The organism is Psychrobacillus sp. L4 (assembly GCF_042944905.1).
In the GTDB taxonomy this organism is placed as follows: Bacteria; Bacillota; Bacilli; order Bacillales_A; family Planococcaceae; genus Psychrobacillus.
On the sequence record NZ_CP168496.1, the window covers coordinates 124,250 to 139,886 of the forward strand.

The following is a 15,637-nucleotide window of genomic DNA, read 5'->3' on the forward strand; positions in this document are numbered from 1 at the left end:
TTTGGTTGCTTAAGTAGTCTATTCTGTCTCTCTTAGCCATTTAATGTAAAAAATCACTCGTTTTCTAGAGTGAACTTGCTATTTTTCACACTTTCCCGACTTTCAACATATTATTTTTACAAGAGGTGGTGAAAAATGCGCGATGAAAAAGGGCTCGTATACTACGATCCCTATGAAACGGAACAACAGGAATGGAAAAAACAACAAGGAAAAGAGCGAGCAAAGCAACTATTAACAATTTTCTCACCTATATTCATTCTATTACTATGGGAGGTCTTTTCTCGAACAGGAATACTTGATATTCGATTTTTCCCTCCCCCTTCAGCGATACTATCCACATTTTTCGATTTGGCAGCAAGTGGACTGTTATGGACCCATATTTCGGTATCTTTATATAGAATAGCTGCAGGATTTTTATTAGGCGTTATCCCAGGAGTAGTTATTGGGTTGCTTATGGGTTTGTATGCGCCGATTCGACATTTTATTTCCCCTATTGTAATGGCTCTTATGCCAATACCTACTCTTGCTTTAATGCCAATTATAATTATTTTCTTTGGGATTGGAGATTTCTCAAAAGTAGTCACAATCGCAGGTAGCGTATTTTTCCCAGTCGTTATTAATACAGTCGCAGGTGTAATGAATATAGAAAAGGTGCATCTAGATGTTGCCAAAAATTATGGAGCAAGTCCAAAGGATTTTTTCTTTAAAATAGCTTTTCCGGGTGCACTTCCTGTCATGCTAGAAGGTATACAGATGGGGCAGGCGATTGCATTACTCACAATTGTTGCTGCGGAAATGATGGGAGCTACTTCAGGAATTGGGTATTTAATCTGGACCTCTTATAAGGCATTTATGCTAAAAGAAATGTTTGTTGGTTTAGTGCTCATTTCATCTTTTGGTTTTCTATTCTCCCTCTTTTTACGTGGGTTGCAAAAGAAAATCGTCCCATGGAGGTGAATAAATGAGTGAAAATATAAAAATCTCTGTAGAAGATTTAACAAAAATATTTTATAAAAAAAATAACAGTGTCACAGCAGTTAAAAATGTGTCATTGCAAATTGAAGAGGGAGAATTTGTCTGCTTAGTAGGCCCAAGTGGTTGTGGAAAAACAACCTTACTGCGGATATTGGCAGGCTTAGAGTTACCAAGTTCAGGTACATTTACAATCGACTCCGATTCTGACGAAAGACCTCTACAATCAATGGTATTCCAAGAAAAAGGGGTTATTCCTTGGTTAACGGTAGAGCAAAACGTTGCATTTGGGCTTAATATGCAACATTTACCAAAGGAATTTGTTCGGAAGCAAACGGAGTATTTTTTGCAAAAGGTAGGTTTAAGTAAGTTCTCGAAACTCTATCCAAAAGAGCTTTCAGGAGGAATGAAACAACGAATTAGCATTGCGCGAGCATTTGCGAATGACCCAGAAATTTTGCTCATGGATGAGCCTTTTGCAGCGTTAGATGAACAAAATAAATTCATTTTGCAGGAAGAACTGCTTTCTATTTGGTCTGAGACAAAGAAGACGGTGTTGTTTATTACGCATAGCATCGATGAAGCATTGCTACTAAGTGATCGTATTATTTTAATGAGCGCACACCCAGGAGAAATAATAAAAGAGATTACTGTACCGATTCCAAGACCTAGAACGATGGAACAAGTGCGGGCAAATGTGGAGATGGCAGAGCAATTCATTGCTATCTGGAATCATTTACAACAAGAAGTACAACGCTCAAGGAGATAAGGGAGGAAATATGTGAAGAAACGTTGGTTGGTATTACTCGCATCCATTGTTCTTGTATTAGGTGCGTGTTCTTCCAAAGAAAAGGTAAGTACAAATGGGGTTGATGATGAAGTAAATAAAAACAATCCATCCGGAGATTTGGCTCCACTTGAAAAGAAAGAAAAGGTTGTTATCGCAGAGGATGGAGCAGCATCTGGAGCAGGTTTTTATATTGCAAAAGAAAAAGGATACTTTGCGGACTACAATATTGAAGTAGAATTTGCGCAGTTTGGAAATAGTGATGAAATGCTACCAGCCCTCGCGTCTGGTGATGTTGATATCGCAGGAGGGGTGTCGACAGCGTCGTTCTTTAACGCAATTGCACAGGGAATAGACGTGAAGATTATTGCAGATAAAGGGCATAATGTACCTGGGAAATCCTATTTTTCATTTGTCATTGGCAATCAAATGAAAGACAAAATTAAAGAATATAAAGACTTTAAAGGCAAACGTATCGCAGTTTCTTCTAAAAACTCAATTGATGAATACATTTACTGGGAAATGCTAAAACATGCTGGACTTACAAATGAGGATGTAGAGTTTGTTTTGCTTGGAGATTTCGGAAGTATGTTGGGTGCAATTGAAAATGGTTCAGTTGATGCAGCACTTCAAATTGAACCTTTGATTGCAAAGGGAATAGAAAATGGATTTCATGTTCGCTTTGGAGATACGACCGATTATGCTCCAGAATCACAAATTGCAATGGTACTTGGATCACCTAAATTTATGAATGATGAAAAAAATGTATCATTGCGTTTTATGGCTGCATATTTAAAAGGAGTACGCGACTATAATGACGCGTTCGTTAAAGGAGAAGGAAAAGCAGAAGTAATTGACATTATGACGAAGTACACAGCCTTAAAAGATCCAGTATTATGGGAAAAGGTATTTGTAACTGGCCTTGATCCAGATGGAAAAATGTTTTTAGACGATGTAGTAAAACAGTATGATGCGTATAAAGCAAACGGCGCAATCAGTGGGGACGTAGACTTCGACAAGGCAGTTGATACGTCAATTACAGAAAAAGCGGTAAAGATTTTAGGGAAATATAAGAAATAAACGTCCAATAAACATTGGGCGTTTTTTTATAAAACGTACATTATAGGATACAATGGAAAGATTGAATGGTAAAAGAGGTGCATAGGATGGTAAGTGTTTTAGTAGATGCAGATGGATGTCCAGTAGTAGACAAAACTATAAAAATAGCGCAACATTTTGGATTAAAAGTAACATTGCTATGTGATACTGCTCATTATATGCAAAGAGAAGGTGCAGAAACGATCATGGTATCAAAAGGTGCAGATGCGGTCGATTTTGTATTAGTAAATAAAGTGAATAAAGGAGATGTCGTTGTTACGCAAGATTACGGGCTTGCTGCGATGGTGTTAGCGAAACAAGGATTTGCAATCGATCAGAATGGACGTTGGTATACTCCCGAAAATATTGATCAGCTCTTGAATAGCCGTCATATTTCTAAGAAAATCCGACAAGCTGGAGGTCGCTTAAAAGGTCCTAGAAAGCGTCAAAAAGAAGATGATGAAAAGTTTGAAATGCATTTTCACAGGCTATGTGAGCATGCGTTAAAAAACTGAAGTCACTTTTCAAATTCAGTGCGTACGCTAATTCCCATAAATGGGTTATTCGTAAACGCTCCATTTGCTTTTAAGTTTAGTGCTTTTTTCATTTCTATCTCGTTATTGATAGAATAAAGGTAAATCTGAAAACCATTTAGTTGAACCTCTTGAATAAAATTGTTATCAACAGAGCCTATATTAACTCCAATACCACTTGCAAAATTACTTAACCGATTATAGTGTTGGACCGTAAGAGTAGCTTCCTCTTTGAAATGGAATAACTGGATAAGAGGAAGCTTCGGCTCTAGTTGATGCAGCCTTGTTAAACTATCCTCATTAAATGACTCAATAATAACTTTCGGAAGTTCCCCATTTGCACGTATTAAATTGTATTGAATTAGCAAAGAGACTAGTTTTTCTTCCATTTTCTTATATATTTTAGGAGACTTCATTTCGATATAATAATTCACATCGTTTCCGAAATGTGAAAATATTTCCTGTAGTGTAGGTACTTTCAAATCTTCAAATTCTTTATTAGCTAAACCAGGATTTGCACTGTTATACCATCTACCTGCATTTAATCGTTTCAATTCTTCTAGTGTATATTCGATTACAAAGCCAACCCCATCGGTTGTACGATCTACTTTTTCATCATGCATCGCAACTAATACGCCATCTTTTGTCATTTGTAAATCAATTTCAATATAATCAGCATACGCCTGTTGTGCAATTTCATATGCAGAAATCGTGTGCTCGGGGGCATATGCAGAAGCTCCACGATGCGCGATTATTAAGAAATCCTCGGAGGTAATAGGCTCTAAACTTTTTTTATTATTTTCACATCCCACAACTAATAGTAAAACCGTTAGTAAACTGATTATTTTTCGCAAAAGAAACTCCTTCCAAGAAAAGGTGTTAAAAAACAGGTTACTTTACCATTAATCTTTCAGCATATGTTAGGACAGTTGCAAAAAATGCATGGTGTTAAATTTATGCAAATGTAGTATAGGTCCAAACAATTTCTTTAGATATTTTGTCCGTTTTTTGATAATAAAAAGAAAACTATCTATTTAACAAATGCCAACATTTTTGATATATTAAAACGAATGGACAAAATTTCATAAAGGTGGAGTAAAAAATGGAAACACATGCATACAGAGTATTACTTTACTATAAATATGTCCCGATTGAAGATCCAGTAACATTTGCACAAGAACATCTAGCAGCTTGTAAAGAAATTGGGTTAAAAGGGCGTATTTTAGTATCAAACGAAGGAATGAACGGTACATGCTCGGGAACAATTGAACAAACCGACGCATACATGGACATGATGAAGGCGGACGTTCGCTTCGCAGACATGGTGTATAAAATAGATGAAACAGAGGGGCACGCATTCAAAAAAATGCATGTTCGCCCAAAGCAAGAGATTGTGCATTTAGGATTAGAAGAAGATATTAATCCAAATGAATTAACAGGGAAATACCTTTCTCCAAAAGAATTTTTTGAACAAATGCAAGCAGAGGATACGATTGTAATCGATGCTCGTAATGATTATGAATTCGACTTAGGGCATTTCCGCGGGGCAATTCGTCCAGATATCCGCAACTTCCGCGATTTACCTGAATGGATGCTTGAAAATAAAGAAATGTTCGAAGGTAAAAAAGTACTAACGTATTGTACAGGTGGAATTCGATGCGAAAAATTCTCGGGCTGGTTAGTACGTGAAGGCTTTGAAGATGTAGCTCAATTACACGGTGGTATCGCAACTTATGGGAAAGACCCAGAAGTACGCGGGCAATTATGGGACGGCCAAATGTACGTATTCGACGAACGTATCGCGGTTCCAATCAACCAAGTGGAGCATGTCATTGTAGGAAAAGATCATTTCACTGGAGAGCCATGTGAGCGTTATGTAAACTGTGCAAACCCTGATTGTAATGACAAAATTCTATGCTCAGAAGAAAATGAACACAAATATTTACGCAGCTGTTCACATGAATGCCGCGTGGACCCACTCAACCGCTACGTGGTGGAACATAACTTATCCGAAGAAGAAGTAGAAGCAAGACTAACTGCTATTAAAGAAACAGTATAAAAAAACTATCCCAATCCCACACTAATCTTGAATTAGTGTGGGATTACTTTATTACAGAACTGTTACTGGTGCCTGGCACCAGTAACAATTCTGTAATAATTGCTTTAAGGTATTTAGAGGGAAATTGCTTACATATATTGAATTATAGTAAAGAGTTCGTTTTTAAAAATAGAATGGGGGAAACGTATATGGCAATCGAAGTGAAGAAAATTTCAGATTTGAAAGAAGTCGACGTAACCAAACTAATTCAAGAAAGCGAAAAAGAGGGGTACCGATTCGTATCCAGGTTAGCAAGTGAATATGAAGATGGTACAAACAGATTTAGTGAACAAGGAGAAGCTCTTTATGGGGTATGGGATGACCGAGAATTAGTAGCTATTGGTGGATTAAATCAAAATATAAATGGTGCTCGGGAACAATCTGCTCGTCTATATCGTTTTTATACTTTACCAGAACATCGTAGAAAAGGTATCGGAAGCGAACTATGCAAAGTTATATCCGCAGACGCGAAAGGTCAGTTTAAAGAAATTACAACGAAAACGGAGTCTGCAAAAGCAGATGCTTTTTATCGTGCGAATGGATTTGTATTTGAGGAACGATCACCTGATACTACCCATGTAATGAGTTTAGAATAGAAAGGGAATAACATAAATGAACGATCCGCAACTAGTAGAGAAATTTCCTTTAATAAAAAACATGCAACATACAGAAGAAGTTATTTGGATTAATCCGAATCTAATAAACACCGAAGAAGCACTAAAAAATCTAACTGTGACAAGTGAAATGGTGCAAGATGCAAGTGATCGCTTAGATAGGTTTGCTTCCTATTTACAAATCGCTTTCCCGGAAACAGCAAAAACGAATGGCATAATCGAATCTCCACTTGTGGCTATTCCAACGATGTCATCTGCCATAAAGGACTTATTTCAAACCGATTTCGATGGAGAGCTTTTATTAAAATGTGACAATGCTTTACCGATTTCTGGTTCGATTAAAGCAAGAGGTGGCATTTATGAAGTGCTGAAAATTGCGGAGACGCTTGCGATTCGTGAAGGTTTATTAACGCAAACAGATGATTATGCGATTCTTGCAAATGAAGAACTAAAACAGTTTTTCTCCGGCTATTCGATTGCGGTAGGATCAACTGGAAACTTAGGCTTAAGTATTGGCATAATGAGTGCAAAGCTTGGATTTTGTGTGACCGTGCATATGTCGAGTGACGCCAAGCAATGGAAAAAAGATATGCTGCGTGCAAAAGGGGTAGAAGTAATTGAATACGCAGCGGATTATAGTAAGGCAGTTGAACAAGGTAGAAAACAAGCCGAAAACGATCCAACATGCTTTTTTATCGATGATGAGAACTCCATTGATTTATTTGTCGGTTATGCAGTTGCGGCCAGTAGACTAAAAAAACAACTGGAGCAGCTAGGGAAAAAAGTAGATGAAAACAATCCATTGTATGTTTATTTACCTTGCGGAGTTGGTGGAGGTCCGGGTGGTGTTGCGTTTGGCTTGAAGCTACTATTTGGAGATCACGTCCAATGCTTTTTCGCAGAACCAACGCACTCGCCTTGCATGCTACTAGGTTTGATGACAGGTTTACATGAAAAAATTGCAGTAAGTGATATCGGGTTGGACAATAAAACAGATGCCGACGGGCTTGCAGTTGGAAGACCATCTGGATTTGTGGGCAAAACATTAGAACAGTTAATAAACGGGAGCTACACAATAAGTGATGAAACGATGTATCGATTACTGGCACTTTTAGTAGATACGGAGAAAATTCAGCTAGAACCATCTGCTCTTGCTGGAATGACTGGTCCTATTCATCTAGCAAAGCAAGGAGCTAACTTACAGAATGCCACGCATATTGTATGGGCAACTGGTGGAAGCATGGTTCCTGATAATGAAAAGGTAGCCTATTATGAAAAAGGAAGAAGATATCTTAACTTTTAGATTCATCTTTCGTTTCTTCTAACAGTGCATGCTTCTTTTCTATTAGTAAAAATGCTTCATTTTCAAGTTTCATCATTTCGATATCTAACTTTTTCTGTTTTACTTGATATTCTTTTGCCATAGCATATCCTGCAAGACCAAGTGATCCTAATATGACAATGGGGAAAATGGAAAAAATAAGTATATCAACCATGGATATCACCTCCTCATTTGGTATTTCTAGTATACCAAATGTGAAATGACAAAACATATTGTTTTATCAAAGTCTACTTTCTTCGGAGAGTAGGCTTTTATTTTTCATAAATTGCTCTATTCTATGTAGAACAAACGTGTTACACTATATGTAGAACAAAAATGTAGGGAGAGATGACGAAATGTTTATTGAAATAAAAGCTAATTCGGTTGTCCCTATCTACTTACAGCTAGCACAACAACTAATTGAAGGTATCGCTCGAGGCGACCTAAAACCTGGTGAATCTTTACCATCTGTTCGAGCATTTGCTGCAGATCTTGGGATGAATATGCATACGGTGAATAAAGCATATCATTATCTAGAGGAAAAAGAGTTCATACAAATTGTCGCCAAATCCGGCGTTATAATACAACCAAACGGAATACCGAAAGCATCTGCCAAGCAAAAACAGCAAATAGCAGATCAAATAAGACCACTATTAGCAGAGGGGTTAGTATTAAAGCTTTCCGAAGAAGAGATGGCAGAAATGGTTCACGAGCTCGTTCGAAACATTAAGGAGGGGGAAAAATGATTATTTTCTTATTTGGATTTATTCTTCTATTTATTACTGTACTACAAGCATTTACTCCAAAGTTTTTGAAGCAGACAGAAGTTTTTGGTGTATATGTACCAGAGCAACACGTAAAGGAAAAAACAATCGTTCATTTGAAAAAAAGATATACGACCGTTGTTCTAACAACTGGGTTAGTCATTTTGTTAGGGTATTTTCTTTGGGCATTTACACAAAATCCGGACGAAGAAACACTTGCTCTTGTAAGTGTAGGAGTGCAATTTACATCTCTTTTTATGAGCATCGGCTACTATTTCATCATGCATATTCGAGTGAAGAAACTAAAAGTAGAACAAGGATGGACATCAGGGAAAAATGAAGTACGTATAGTAGATTTAAAGTTTCAAGAAAAGCTACAGTTAATCCCACGTATCGTATTTATCATTCCGATGATTATTACGGTTGGCTTAATCATTTACACCTTTATGAAGTATGCTCAAATGCCAGATATGATTCCTACACATTGGGGACCTTCTGGACAGCCAGATGCTTTTAGTAAAAAAACGTATTTCAGTGTTATTTCGATGCCAATCATTTTACTAGTTATGCAGGGGATGTTCCTCTTGATGAGCGAAGGAATGAAGTTTTCGGGTGCAAAGATTAACCCAGCGAATAAAAAAACATCCGTTTCACAGCAGCTTGCATTTCGTAAGTATTCTAGCTGGTTTGCATTGTTTATCTCATTAAGTACAACGCTATTGATGGGTTATTTACATTTGCAAACAATCCATCCTGAAATTGCATCTCCTTGGATAATGTTCACACTTCCAATTGTCTTTTTAGTAATAACTTTTGTTGGAGTGGGTATTTATACAGTGAAGGTTGGTCAAAGTGGATCGCGATTAAAAGTAGGAGGGGTTAGTCCTAGTTCAGAGGAAAAAATTGCGGTGGACGATGATAAGTATTGGAAGGGTGGATTGTTTTATATTAATAAAGATGATCCGAGTATTTTGGTAGAAAAACGATTTGGGGTAGGATGGACGTTTAATTTTGGGAGACCTATTAGTTGGATCGCTTTATGCTTACCGCTTCTCATTATTTTAGTAATTGCATTTAGTTTGTAGGCGATGTTAAAAAAAGAATCACATAAGAAGAAATAAAACCTGGAGGCGATTCAAATGTTAGTAGTAACAACAGAAAAAATTGAAGGCTATAAAATAGTAGAAGTAAAAGGTCCTGCATTTGGTCTAATTGTTAGAAGTAGAGGGCTTGGTGGAGATATTATGGCAAGTTTAAAAGGATTAGTAGGTGGAGAAATCAAGCAATATACCGCTATGCTGGAAGATTCAAGAAAAGAAGCCATGGACCGTATGATTAAGAACGCCAACCAAATGAATGCGAATGCTATTGTTATGATGCGATATGATTCCGGTGAAATTGGAAAAAATATGAGTGAAATTGTGGCCTACGGAACAGCGGTTGTTGTAGAGAAACTATAATGGCGATTTTTGTTCTAGTAGGTATGTATATTGTACAAATCATAGCTGTTATAGCTTGTATTTTGCTTGGATACTTTATATATGACAAACGCTTTAATCGCAATCATGGAACGGAAGTTGCGGAAGGTTTTGAGCGAACAGAAGAGGTTAATCTTGACCCTGTTACGGGTGAAAAAACAAGAGTGTATTATAATCCTAAAACAGGTGAACGTTTTTATAGGAAAGAAAAGTAGTAACAACAAGATACTATTCTTTAACATTTAACATAGCCAATTCATAAGAAAATGCAGCTTCCATAATTTCGGAAGCTGCATTTCTAATTATTCTGCGTCAAATACTTCTACTTTTTCCATTTTAGCGCCATTTTTCATAGCTGTTGCTACTTCAAGGCCACTTGTTACTTTACCGAAAACAGTATGAACTCCATTTAAATGGGCTTGTGGTGCGTGCACGATAAAGAACTGGCTTGAACCTGTATCTTTTCCTGCATGAGCCATAGATAAGCTACCAGCTTCGTGTTTATGTGGATTGCCAGCAGTTTCACACTTAATTGTTTTGCCGCTTCCGCCCATACCTGTACCAGTTGGGTCCCCACCTTGACTTACAAAGCCAGGAATAACGCGGTGGAAAACTACTCCGTTATAAAATCCTGTATTTGCCAATTCTTCAAAGTTAGCAACTGTGTTTGGTGCTTCATTCGGGAATAAATCAAATTCGATTTTCTCTCCAGTATCCATTAAAAAATAACCTTTTTTCGCCATTTAAAACACTCCTTTTTCAAATAAATCCTTCATTAGTATAGCATGTACATAGGGCATTTTCCAAAGATCATTGCTCTGCAAAGGTTTAACACGCATTCATGAAGAATCATCCCCAAAAATGCCCCCACTTGATAAACTTTCCGTAAATAAAACTACTGCCTTAACCTCTAACATCTTCAGTACATGACCATAGATAGTGTAAATCATAAATCTACTTTTTAATGAGGTACCATAATTTGTCCATTTCTTTCATTAGTCAAAAGGGTGTGCATAATTAGCTTAGATAATTGGTCAGGTCTGTAGGGTTTAATTAAGTAATCTTGTGCTCCTAACGAAAGCCCTCGTTCTTTTTCATCCAGCGCAGTTGAAATGAAGATTGGGATGTTTTTTAGTTTTTCATTTTCTTTCATTTCTTTCATAATTGTCCATCCATCCATTTCATCTGCAAGCATAATGTCTAGAACAAGTGCGTCAGGAGTCTTACTTTTCATTTGTGCTAACGCTTCTTGCCCGTTCTTATAGTAGCTTACATGAAACCCATTATCTTGCAACTCTTGGTTTACTAGTTCGGCAAGGCTTAAATCATCTTCAATGACCATAATTGTGTAATTAAGCATAGGGGCAGCCCCATCTTCATTTACTTTATTAGTGCTCATTGTAATCCGTGAGAAGTTCGTGCTAAATGTACTACCTTCGCCATTCTTAGAACTTACGGAAATCTTACCTCCATGTACTTCCACAATCTCTTTTACGATAGCAAGCCCAAGACCTGTACCGCCAATTTTTCGTCGGTCGGAATTGTCTATCCGATAAAACTTTTGAAATAAATTAGGTATTTCTACTTCTGGGATTCCAAGTCCTTCATCTTTTACATCAATAGAAACTATATCCTCGTTACCATATATACGGATTGAAATATTTCCTCCTTCTGGAGAATATTTAATTGCATTACTTAATAAGTTTGTAAACACCTGTTCAATTTTATTTTTGTCTCCTAGTATAATAGCATCCTCTAATTCTACTGTAAGGGTTGTCTTGTGTAATGAAGTGTTAATTTCTTGTAGCTCGATAACATTTTGAACAATCGATATTACATCGATATATTTCTTCTCATAATTTTGTTTGCCTGATTCCATTCTTTGAATATCAAGAAAATCATTTATTAAGGAAGTTAACCTTATAGTTTCATTATAAATAGTTTGAGTATATTTTGTTTTTCGTTCCGGCTTTAATTCTTTTGTTAACAACAATTCTGTGAAGCCAAGAATACTAGCTAAAGGTGTTCTTAATTCATGGCTAACTGTACTGACAAATTCTGACTTCATGTTAGCTATTTCGTACTCTTTCGTAATATCACGATGGACTAGTAACGTTCCAATGTGTTCATTACAATCTTTAATTGTTTTACAATAAACTCTAATGACTTGTTTGTTGTCGGTCTTCCTGTAAATAAATGAATGTTCTTCATCAGGAGAAAGAAATGCAGAGTCTATTAAATCATTTAAAAGCTGAATAAACTCGTAGTCTTGGATTTGTTCTGCCATGACACCGCTCCAATGTTCCCAAGAAAGTCCTATCATTTGTTCGGGGGTATCTTGCCATTCAAATATTCCGCAAAGCTGATTGTTAACTTGTAAAACTTTTCGATCAGCATCTATTAACTGTATACCCTCTTGAACCGTGTTTAAAATATCTTGATTTAACCGGCGATCATCCTCGGACTGTTCAAATAACATAATTTTTTCAAGGTAAATAGCAATTTGTCTAGCGAATATTTCATATTCAATTAGTTCATTATCTGAATAAGAATCACCATATCTTGAAAACACCATAACAGCTTCTATTTGAGAAGAAGAAACAACAGGTAAATATAAGTCAAAGCTATAATTAACAGATTCATGGTAGCCTTTCTCCGTAGAATCTTGAACCCGTTTTACCGTAAATGGCTGTTTTTCATCAGTTAACCGTTGAATCAGACCGTCGTTCAAGTTATTCCTAAATTGATCAACACCAAAATTAGAAATCCCATAGGAAGCGAAGACATCATCGTGAATGGTGGAAATTATACCTTTGTCTGATTTAGTTATTTTACACATATTTTCAACGATACTTTTAAGAAACTCCTTTTTATCAAGAGAGGAGGATATTATTTTTATTAACTCATTCCACCGCGTAAGTTTTTCTTCATTATTTGTTACAATACTTAGTGCTGTTTGAAGTTCATTTTGCTGGGCTAGAAGTTCGTCTTGTTGCGCTAGAAGCTCGTCTTGTTGGGCAATTAGTTCTTCGTTAGAGGCCATCAAGTCTTGTTCTTTCTCCCGAATACTGTTAATCATCTTTTGGAAGGCAATTGATAAGGTACCGAGCTCATCTTTTCTATTACCATTTACTAGTAACACCGCATCTCTACCGGCAGCAATTTCATTGGCAGAAAAGGTAAATTCGGAAAGGGGCTTTCCAATGCTGTTAAATATTTTAAGAATTATTAGGAGTGATAGAATTAGGGTGAAAATAAAAAAAACAAGTACACTGTTTTGAATATTGGATTGTTTCACTGATAAATCATCTGAATTATCCACCATTTGCTGCTTAAGAAGTGTAATAAATGATTTAGTTTGCTCCATAAATTTTTCTACCTGAAAAGTGACTTTAATATCCTGAATATCAATACTAGGATCTTGATTTTTTTCATATTCACTCCTAGTTAGTGGAAGTAACGTAGTGAAATAATAAGATATGAAGTGTTCGATATCCTTATATATTACCGTTTCGTCTTCGGTTCCAATCAATAGACCTAGTTCAGTTAGGTTTTGTTTAAGTTCACTTTCAAACTTTAGTGACTCTTCCTCATTTGTCATCACTTTAAAAGAAATAGAGTCCGGCGTTATTAAAATGTCGGAATTAAACTGGTTATAGATATAATTAATTATTTGAAGTTTCTCTTCAATATTACTTTGCTTTTGAACATAATCTTGATGCATTTTCTGTTGAAAATAAAATAGAAATCCGCAACCTATAGCAAAAAAGAGAAAACAAAATCCCATTAATGATAAAACTTTGCGTGATAACGAACTATTAATATAATTAACTATTTTCATCAAGGATATCCTCAACTAATTCTAAAAGCTTCAATGGACTAAATGGTTTGGCCATAAAATAATCGGCCCCTGTTTCCATAATCTGTTTTTGTTCATATGCCTGACTTTTTGCTGAAAGTACTAGAACTTTCGTATGCCCGTTTGTTTCGGCACTCCGTATTTTCTCAACAATTTCAAGTCCCGTATAAACAGGCATCATATAATCTAGAATGACCAAATCATAGTGAGTATTTTGCAAAAAATCCATTGCTTCACCACCGTCAACCGCTTCATCAATTATATAATTTTCGTCTTCGAGCGTATCTACAATAAGCATGCGGAGTACTTCTTCATCCTCAGCCAATAAAATTCGTTTCAATGTTTACCACCTCATTAATGTTCTTCTCGTGTAATGAACTTACTTTAGCATATTTAGTATTCGTTCAATCCTTACTTGTAGGTCAGTTACATTAAACGGTTTTGTTACATAATCATCCGCACCTAATCTTAAAGCGCGTTCTATTTCGACTTGGCTCTTTCTTCCAGTGAGCATTAGCACCTTGTACTTATGTGCATTTTTTTCTTGTTTGACTTTTTGAAGGACCTCTAAACCATCCATGACTGGCATGACGCCATCCAGAATTAAGAAATGGTTGACATCCTCTTGCGCATGTTCTGAATTTAAAAAGGATGGGCCATTTTCAAATGTCTTAATGTTTAACTTTATATTATCAATGGTTATAGATTCTAACATTTGACTTAATAATGTCCGAATAATGGTATCATCATCAACAACTGAAATATTAAGCGTGCTTTTCTGGTATACGTTAGATGTCGTCTGTAAACATTCGACTCTAGATCGTCCAAGGCGTTTTGCTTCATACAACGAACTATCAGCCTCTTTGAAAGCATCCGTGATTGTAACTGATTCCTCCATTACGGTATATATTCCTGCTGAAAACGTGACAGAAAAGCACATTTCCTTATGGGTATATTCGATTTGAGCGAACCCTTTAATTAATTTAGTTAAGAGCTTTTTTACATCCTTACTTGTGGTCTTTGGAAAGACTATAACAAATTCTTCTCCACCATACCGATAAATCGTATCCATACTACGAATATTCCGTTTTATATATTGAGCAAAATCTCTAAGAACTTGATCGCCCATTAGATGACCATATGTATCATTAATTTTTTTGAAAAAGTCAATATCAACAATACTAATTGAAAATGGCTGTTTTGTTCGTTTAAAATCTAGGAAAACACGTTGCATATTATCTGTAAGGAATTTTCTATTATAAACTTGTGTTAGTTCATCAATCAAAACGGATTGATCAAAAATTTTCTTGCGGTGCAAATGCCGTTTGATTTTAACAACAAACTCTTCCATATCAATTGGCTTTTTGAAAAAGTCATCAGCGCCCATTTGATAAGCTTTTATACGTGTTTCCTTGTTGTTTTTAATACTAATCATAATGGTTGGAATAAAGTATTTTTCGCTATTATGTTGAATTTCTTGAAGAACTTGAAAGCCGTCTTTCTGTGGCAATTGAATATCAAGAATAAGGCAATCAGGCTTCATTTCGAAGTACTGTTTCACTGCATTTTCAGGATTTGTATTAGTTATTACCATCCAGCCTTTTGTTTCTAATACATCTTTAAGGAGAATGAGCATGGAAACATCATCATCTATTATTTGAATCAGAGGAGCACTCGAGTTTAGGACTTTATTATTAAGACTCGCTATATTATCGGAGTTCTCATATTTATATATAAATTTAATTAAAGGAAATAGAAAATTATTTAACTCAATTTCCGTCCATATCTTATTCTCGTCGTTTTCCAGATTAGATAATAACTCAGAAGAAATCTGCATGAGATCGTCCAATTGTAGTGTTCCTGAAGTCCCTTTTATAGAGTGAAGGAAACGGTATAGCTCCTCGGCTAAAACTGTTTCTTCTTTTAAAGATAACCATTCCGTCAACTTATTTTTTATAGTTTGGAATAAATGGTTTTTATACTTTTGAAGATCCACTAATATCCCCCTTACCACAAAATGTGTATTCTATCGCTGTAGTAAACTTCTAATACTTTTTGATTGGTTTAAAAATAAGACTATTATACTGTAACAAAATTTGTCGGATTAAGTAAC

Annotated in this window: 17 protein-coding genes; 11 read left to right on the forward strand and 6 right to left on the reverse strand. The window is 35.9% G+C overall.

The genetic code is table 11. The annotated features are described in order from the left end of the window. The first annotated feature begins 135 nt into the window (after positions 1-135). The 4 genes from ACEPXG_RS00645 to ACEPXG_RS00660 all read left to right on the forward strand — a co-directional run bounded on the left by ACEPXG_RS00645 (position 136) and on the right by ACEPXG_RS00660 (position 3,372). Positions 136-957 carry an ABC transporter permease gene (locus tag ACEPXG_RS00645; protein ID WP_151698387.1) on the forward strand — a complete coding sequence of 274 codons (822 nt, stop codon included), beginning with the start codon at positions 136-138 and terminating at the stop codon, positions 955-957. A gap of 4 nt (positions 958-961) precedes the next feature. Then, the gene (locus ACEPXG_RS00650) at positions 962-1,741 is read left to right on the forward strand and encodes an ABC transporter ATP-binding protein (protein WP_391206288.1); all 780 of its coding nucleotides are present in this window, start codon (positions 962-964) and stop codon (positions 1,739-1,741) included. A 12-nt stretch (positions 1,742-1,753) separates the two neighbouring features. Then, positions 1,754-2,839 carry an ABC transporter substrate-binding protein gene (locus ACEPXG_RS00655; RefSeq protein WP_391206291.1) on the forward strand — a complete coding sequence of 362 codons (1,086 nt, stop codon included), beginning with the start codon at positions 1,754-1,756 and terminating at the stop codon, positions 2,837-2,839. Positions 2,840-2,925: 86 nt separating this feature from the next. Continuing rightward, on the forward strand, positions 2,926-3,372 hold the full coding sequence (locus ACEPXG_RS00660) for a YaiI/YqxD family protein (protein ID WP_391206294.1): 447 nt from the start codon (positions 2,926-2,928) through the stop codon (positions 3,370-3,372). Positions 3,373-3,374: 2 nt separating this feature from the next. Here ACEPXG_RS00660 and ACEPXG_RS00665 read toward each other — a convergent pair whose 3' ends face one another. Then, the gene (locus tag ACEPXG_RS00665; RefSeq protein WP_391206297.1) at positions 3,375-4,244 is read right to left on the reverse strand and encodes a glycerophosphodiester phosphodiesterase family protein; all 870 of its coding nucleotides are present in this window, start codon (positions 4,242-4,244) and stop codon (positions 3,375-3,377) included. A 248-nt stretch (positions 4,245-4,492) separates the two neighbouring features. On the opposite strand from ACEPXG_RS00665, the gene ACEPXG_RS00670 reads away from it, so the two are divergent. The 3 genes from ACEPXG_RS00670 (at position 4,493) to ACEPXG_RS00680 (ending at position 7,405) form a co-directional block, all read left to right on the forward strand. After that, positions 4,493-5,449: a rhodanese-related sulfurtransferase gene (locus ACEPXG_RS00670; RefSeq protein ID WP_391206300.1), complete on the forward strand. Its 957-nt coding sequence runs from the start codon at positions 4,493-4,495 to the stop codon at positions 5,447-5,449. A gap of 188 nt (positions 5,450-5,637) precedes the next feature. After that, the gene (locus ACEPXG_RS00675; protein ID WP_391206302.1) at positions 5,638-6,084 is read left to right on the forward strand and encodes a GNAT family N-acetyltransferase; all 447 of its coding nucleotides are present in this window, start codon (positions 5,638-5,640) and stop codon (positions 6,082-6,084) included. Positions 6,085-6,100: 16 nt separating this feature from the next. Further along, entirely contained in the window at positions 6,101-7,405 is a 1,305-nt protein-coding gene (locus ACEPXG_RS00680; RefSeq protein WP_391206304.1) for a D-serine ammonia-lyase, read from the forward strand. Here the strand turns inward: ACEPXG_RS00680 and ACEPXG_RS00685 are convergent. Then, positions 7,395-7,598 carry a hypothetical protein gene (locus tag ACEPXG_RS00685; RefSeq protein ID WP_391206306.1) on the reverse strand — a complete coding sequence of 68 codons (204 nt, stop codon included), beginning with the start codon at positions 7,596-7,598 and terminating at the stop codon, positions 7,395-7,397. The genes ACEPXG_RS00680 and ACEPXG_RS00685 overlap by 11 nt on opposite strands. A gap of 181 nt (positions 7,599-7,779) precedes the next feature. Between ACEPXG_RS00685 and ACEPXG_RS00690 the strand changes: the two genes are divergently transcribed. The 4 genes from ACEPXG_RS00690 to ACEPXG_RS00705 are packed head-to-tail and all read left to right on the forward strand — an operon-like array spanning position 7,780 to position 9,880. Next, entirely contained in the window at positions 7,780-8,169 is a 390-nt protein-coding gene (locus tag ACEPXG_RS00690) for a GntR family transcriptional regulator (protein ID WP_391206309.1), read from the forward strand. Further along, positions 8,166-9,272, forward strand: coding sequence for a DUF1648 domain-containing protein (locus ACEPXG_RS00695; protein WP_391206312.1), 1,107 nt, complete (start codon positions 8,166-8,168; stop codon positions 9,270-9,272). The genes ACEPXG_RS00690 and ACEPXG_RS00695 overlap by 4 nt, the downstream gene beginning before the upstream one ends. A 54-nt stretch (positions 9,273-9,326) precedes the next feature. Further along, positions 9,327-9,647: a YbjQ family protein gene (locus tag ACEPXG_RS00700; protein WP_391206314.1), complete on the forward strand. Its 321-nt coding sequence runs from the start codon at positions 9,327-9,329 to the stop codon at positions 9,645-9,647. Further along, positions 9,647-9,880 (forward strand): hypothetical protein, encoded by a 234-nt coding sequence (locus ACEPXG_RS00705; RefSeq protein ID WP_391206316.1) that lies wholly within the window; start codon positions 9,647-9,649, stop codon positions 9,878-9,880. Before ACEPXG_RS00700 ends, ACEPXG_RS00705 begins: the two co-directional genes overlap by 1 nt. Before the next feature lie 87 nt (positions 9,881-9,967). Here the strand turns inward: ACEPXG_RS00705 and ACEPXG_RS00710 are convergent, their stop codons facing one another. The 4 genes from ACEPXG_RS00710 to ACEPXG_RS00725 all read right to left on the reverse strand — a co-directional run bounded on the left by ACEPXG_RS00710 (position 9,968) and on the right by ACEPXG_RS00725 (position 15,520). Then, positions 9,968-10,408 carry a peptidylprolyl isomerase gene (locus ACEPXG_RS00710; protein ID WP_391206319.1) on the reverse strand — a complete coding sequence of 147 codons (441 nt, stop codon included), beginning with the start codon at positions 10,406-10,408 and terminating at the stop codon, positions 9,968-9,970. 218 nt (positions 10,409-10,626) lie between these two features. Next, positions 10,627-13,506, reverse strand: coding sequence for an ATP-binding protein (locus ACEPXG_RS00715; protein WP_391206322.1), 2,880 nt, complete (start codon positions 13,504-13,506; stop codon positions 10,627-10,629). After that, a complete protein-coding gene (locus ACEPXG_RS00720) occupies positions 13,493-13,864 on the reverse strand; it encodes a response regulator (protein ID WP_391206325.1) in 372 nt (123 codons plus the stop codon). The genes ACEPXG_RS00715 and ACEPXG_RS00720 overlap by 14 nt, the downstream gene beginning before the upstream one ends. Before the next feature lie 39 nt (positions 13,865-13,903). Beyond that, on the reverse strand, positions 13,904-15,520 hold the full coding sequence (locus ACEPXG_RS00725; protein ID WP_391206327.1) for a diguanylate cyclase: 1,617 nt from the start codon (positions 15,518-15,520) through the stop codon (positions 13,904-13,906). Positions 15,521-15,637: the final 117 nt, after the last annotated feature.

What these genes read in the sequence shown, in the direction of transcription:
- ACEPXG_RS00645 (WP_151698387.1), top strand. Translation starts at nt 136, where the DNA reads ATGCGCGATGAAAAAGGGCTCGTATACTACGATCCCTATGAAACGGAA.
- ACEPXG_RS00650 (WP_391206288.1), top strand. Translation starts at nt 962, where the DNA reads ATGAGTGAAAATATAAAAATCTCTGTAGAAGATTTAACAAAAATATTT.
- ACEPXG_RS00660 (WP_391206294.1), top strand. Translation starts at nt 2,926, where the DNA reads ATGGTAAGTGTTTTAGTAGATGCAGATGGATGTCCAGTAGTAGACAAA.
- ACEPXG_RS00670 (WP_391206300.1), top strand. Translation starts at nt 4,493, where the DNA reads ATGGAAACACATGCATACAGAGTATTACTTTACTATAAATATGTCCCG.
- ACEPXG_RS00675 (WP_391206302.1), top strand. Translation starts at nt 5,638, where the DNA reads ATGGCAATCGAAGTGAAGAAAATTTCAGATTTGAAAGAAGTCGACGTA.
- ACEPXG_RS00680 (WP_391206304.1), top strand. Translation starts at nt 6,101, where the DNA reads ATGAACGATCCGCAACTAGTAGAGAAATTTCCTTTAATAAAAAACATG.
- ACEPXG_RS00685 (WP_391206306.1), bottom strand. Translation starts at nt 7,598, where the DNA reads ATGGTTGATATACTTATTTTTTCCATTTTCCCCATTGTCATATTAGGA.
- ACEPXG_RS00690 (WP_391206309.1), top strand. Translation starts at nt 7,780, where the DNA reads ATGTTTATTGAAATAAAAGCTAATTCGGTTGTCCCTATCTACTTACAG.
- ACEPXG_RS00695 (WP_391206312.1), top strand. Translation starts at nt 8,166, where the DNA reads ATGATTATTTTCTTATTTGGATTTATTCTTCTATTTATTACTGTACTA.
- ACEPXG_RS00700 (WP_391206314.1), top strand. Translation starts at nt 9,327, where the DNA reads ATGTTAGTAGTAACAACAGAAAAAATTGAAGGCTATAAAATAGTAGAA.
- ACEPXG_RS00705 (WP_391206316.1), top strand. Translation starts at nt 9,647, where the DNA reads ATGGCGATTTTTGTTCTAGTAGGTATGTATATTGTACAAATCATAGCT.
- ACEPXG_RS00710 (WP_391206319.1), bottom strand. Translation starts at nt 10,408, where the DNA reads ATGGCGAAAAAAGGTTATTTTTTAATGGATACTGGAGAGAAAATCGAA.
- ACEPXG_RS00715 (WP_391206322.1), bottom strand. Translation starts at nt 13,506, where the DNA reads ATGAAAATAGTTAATTATATTAATAGTTCGTTATCACGCAAAGTTTTA.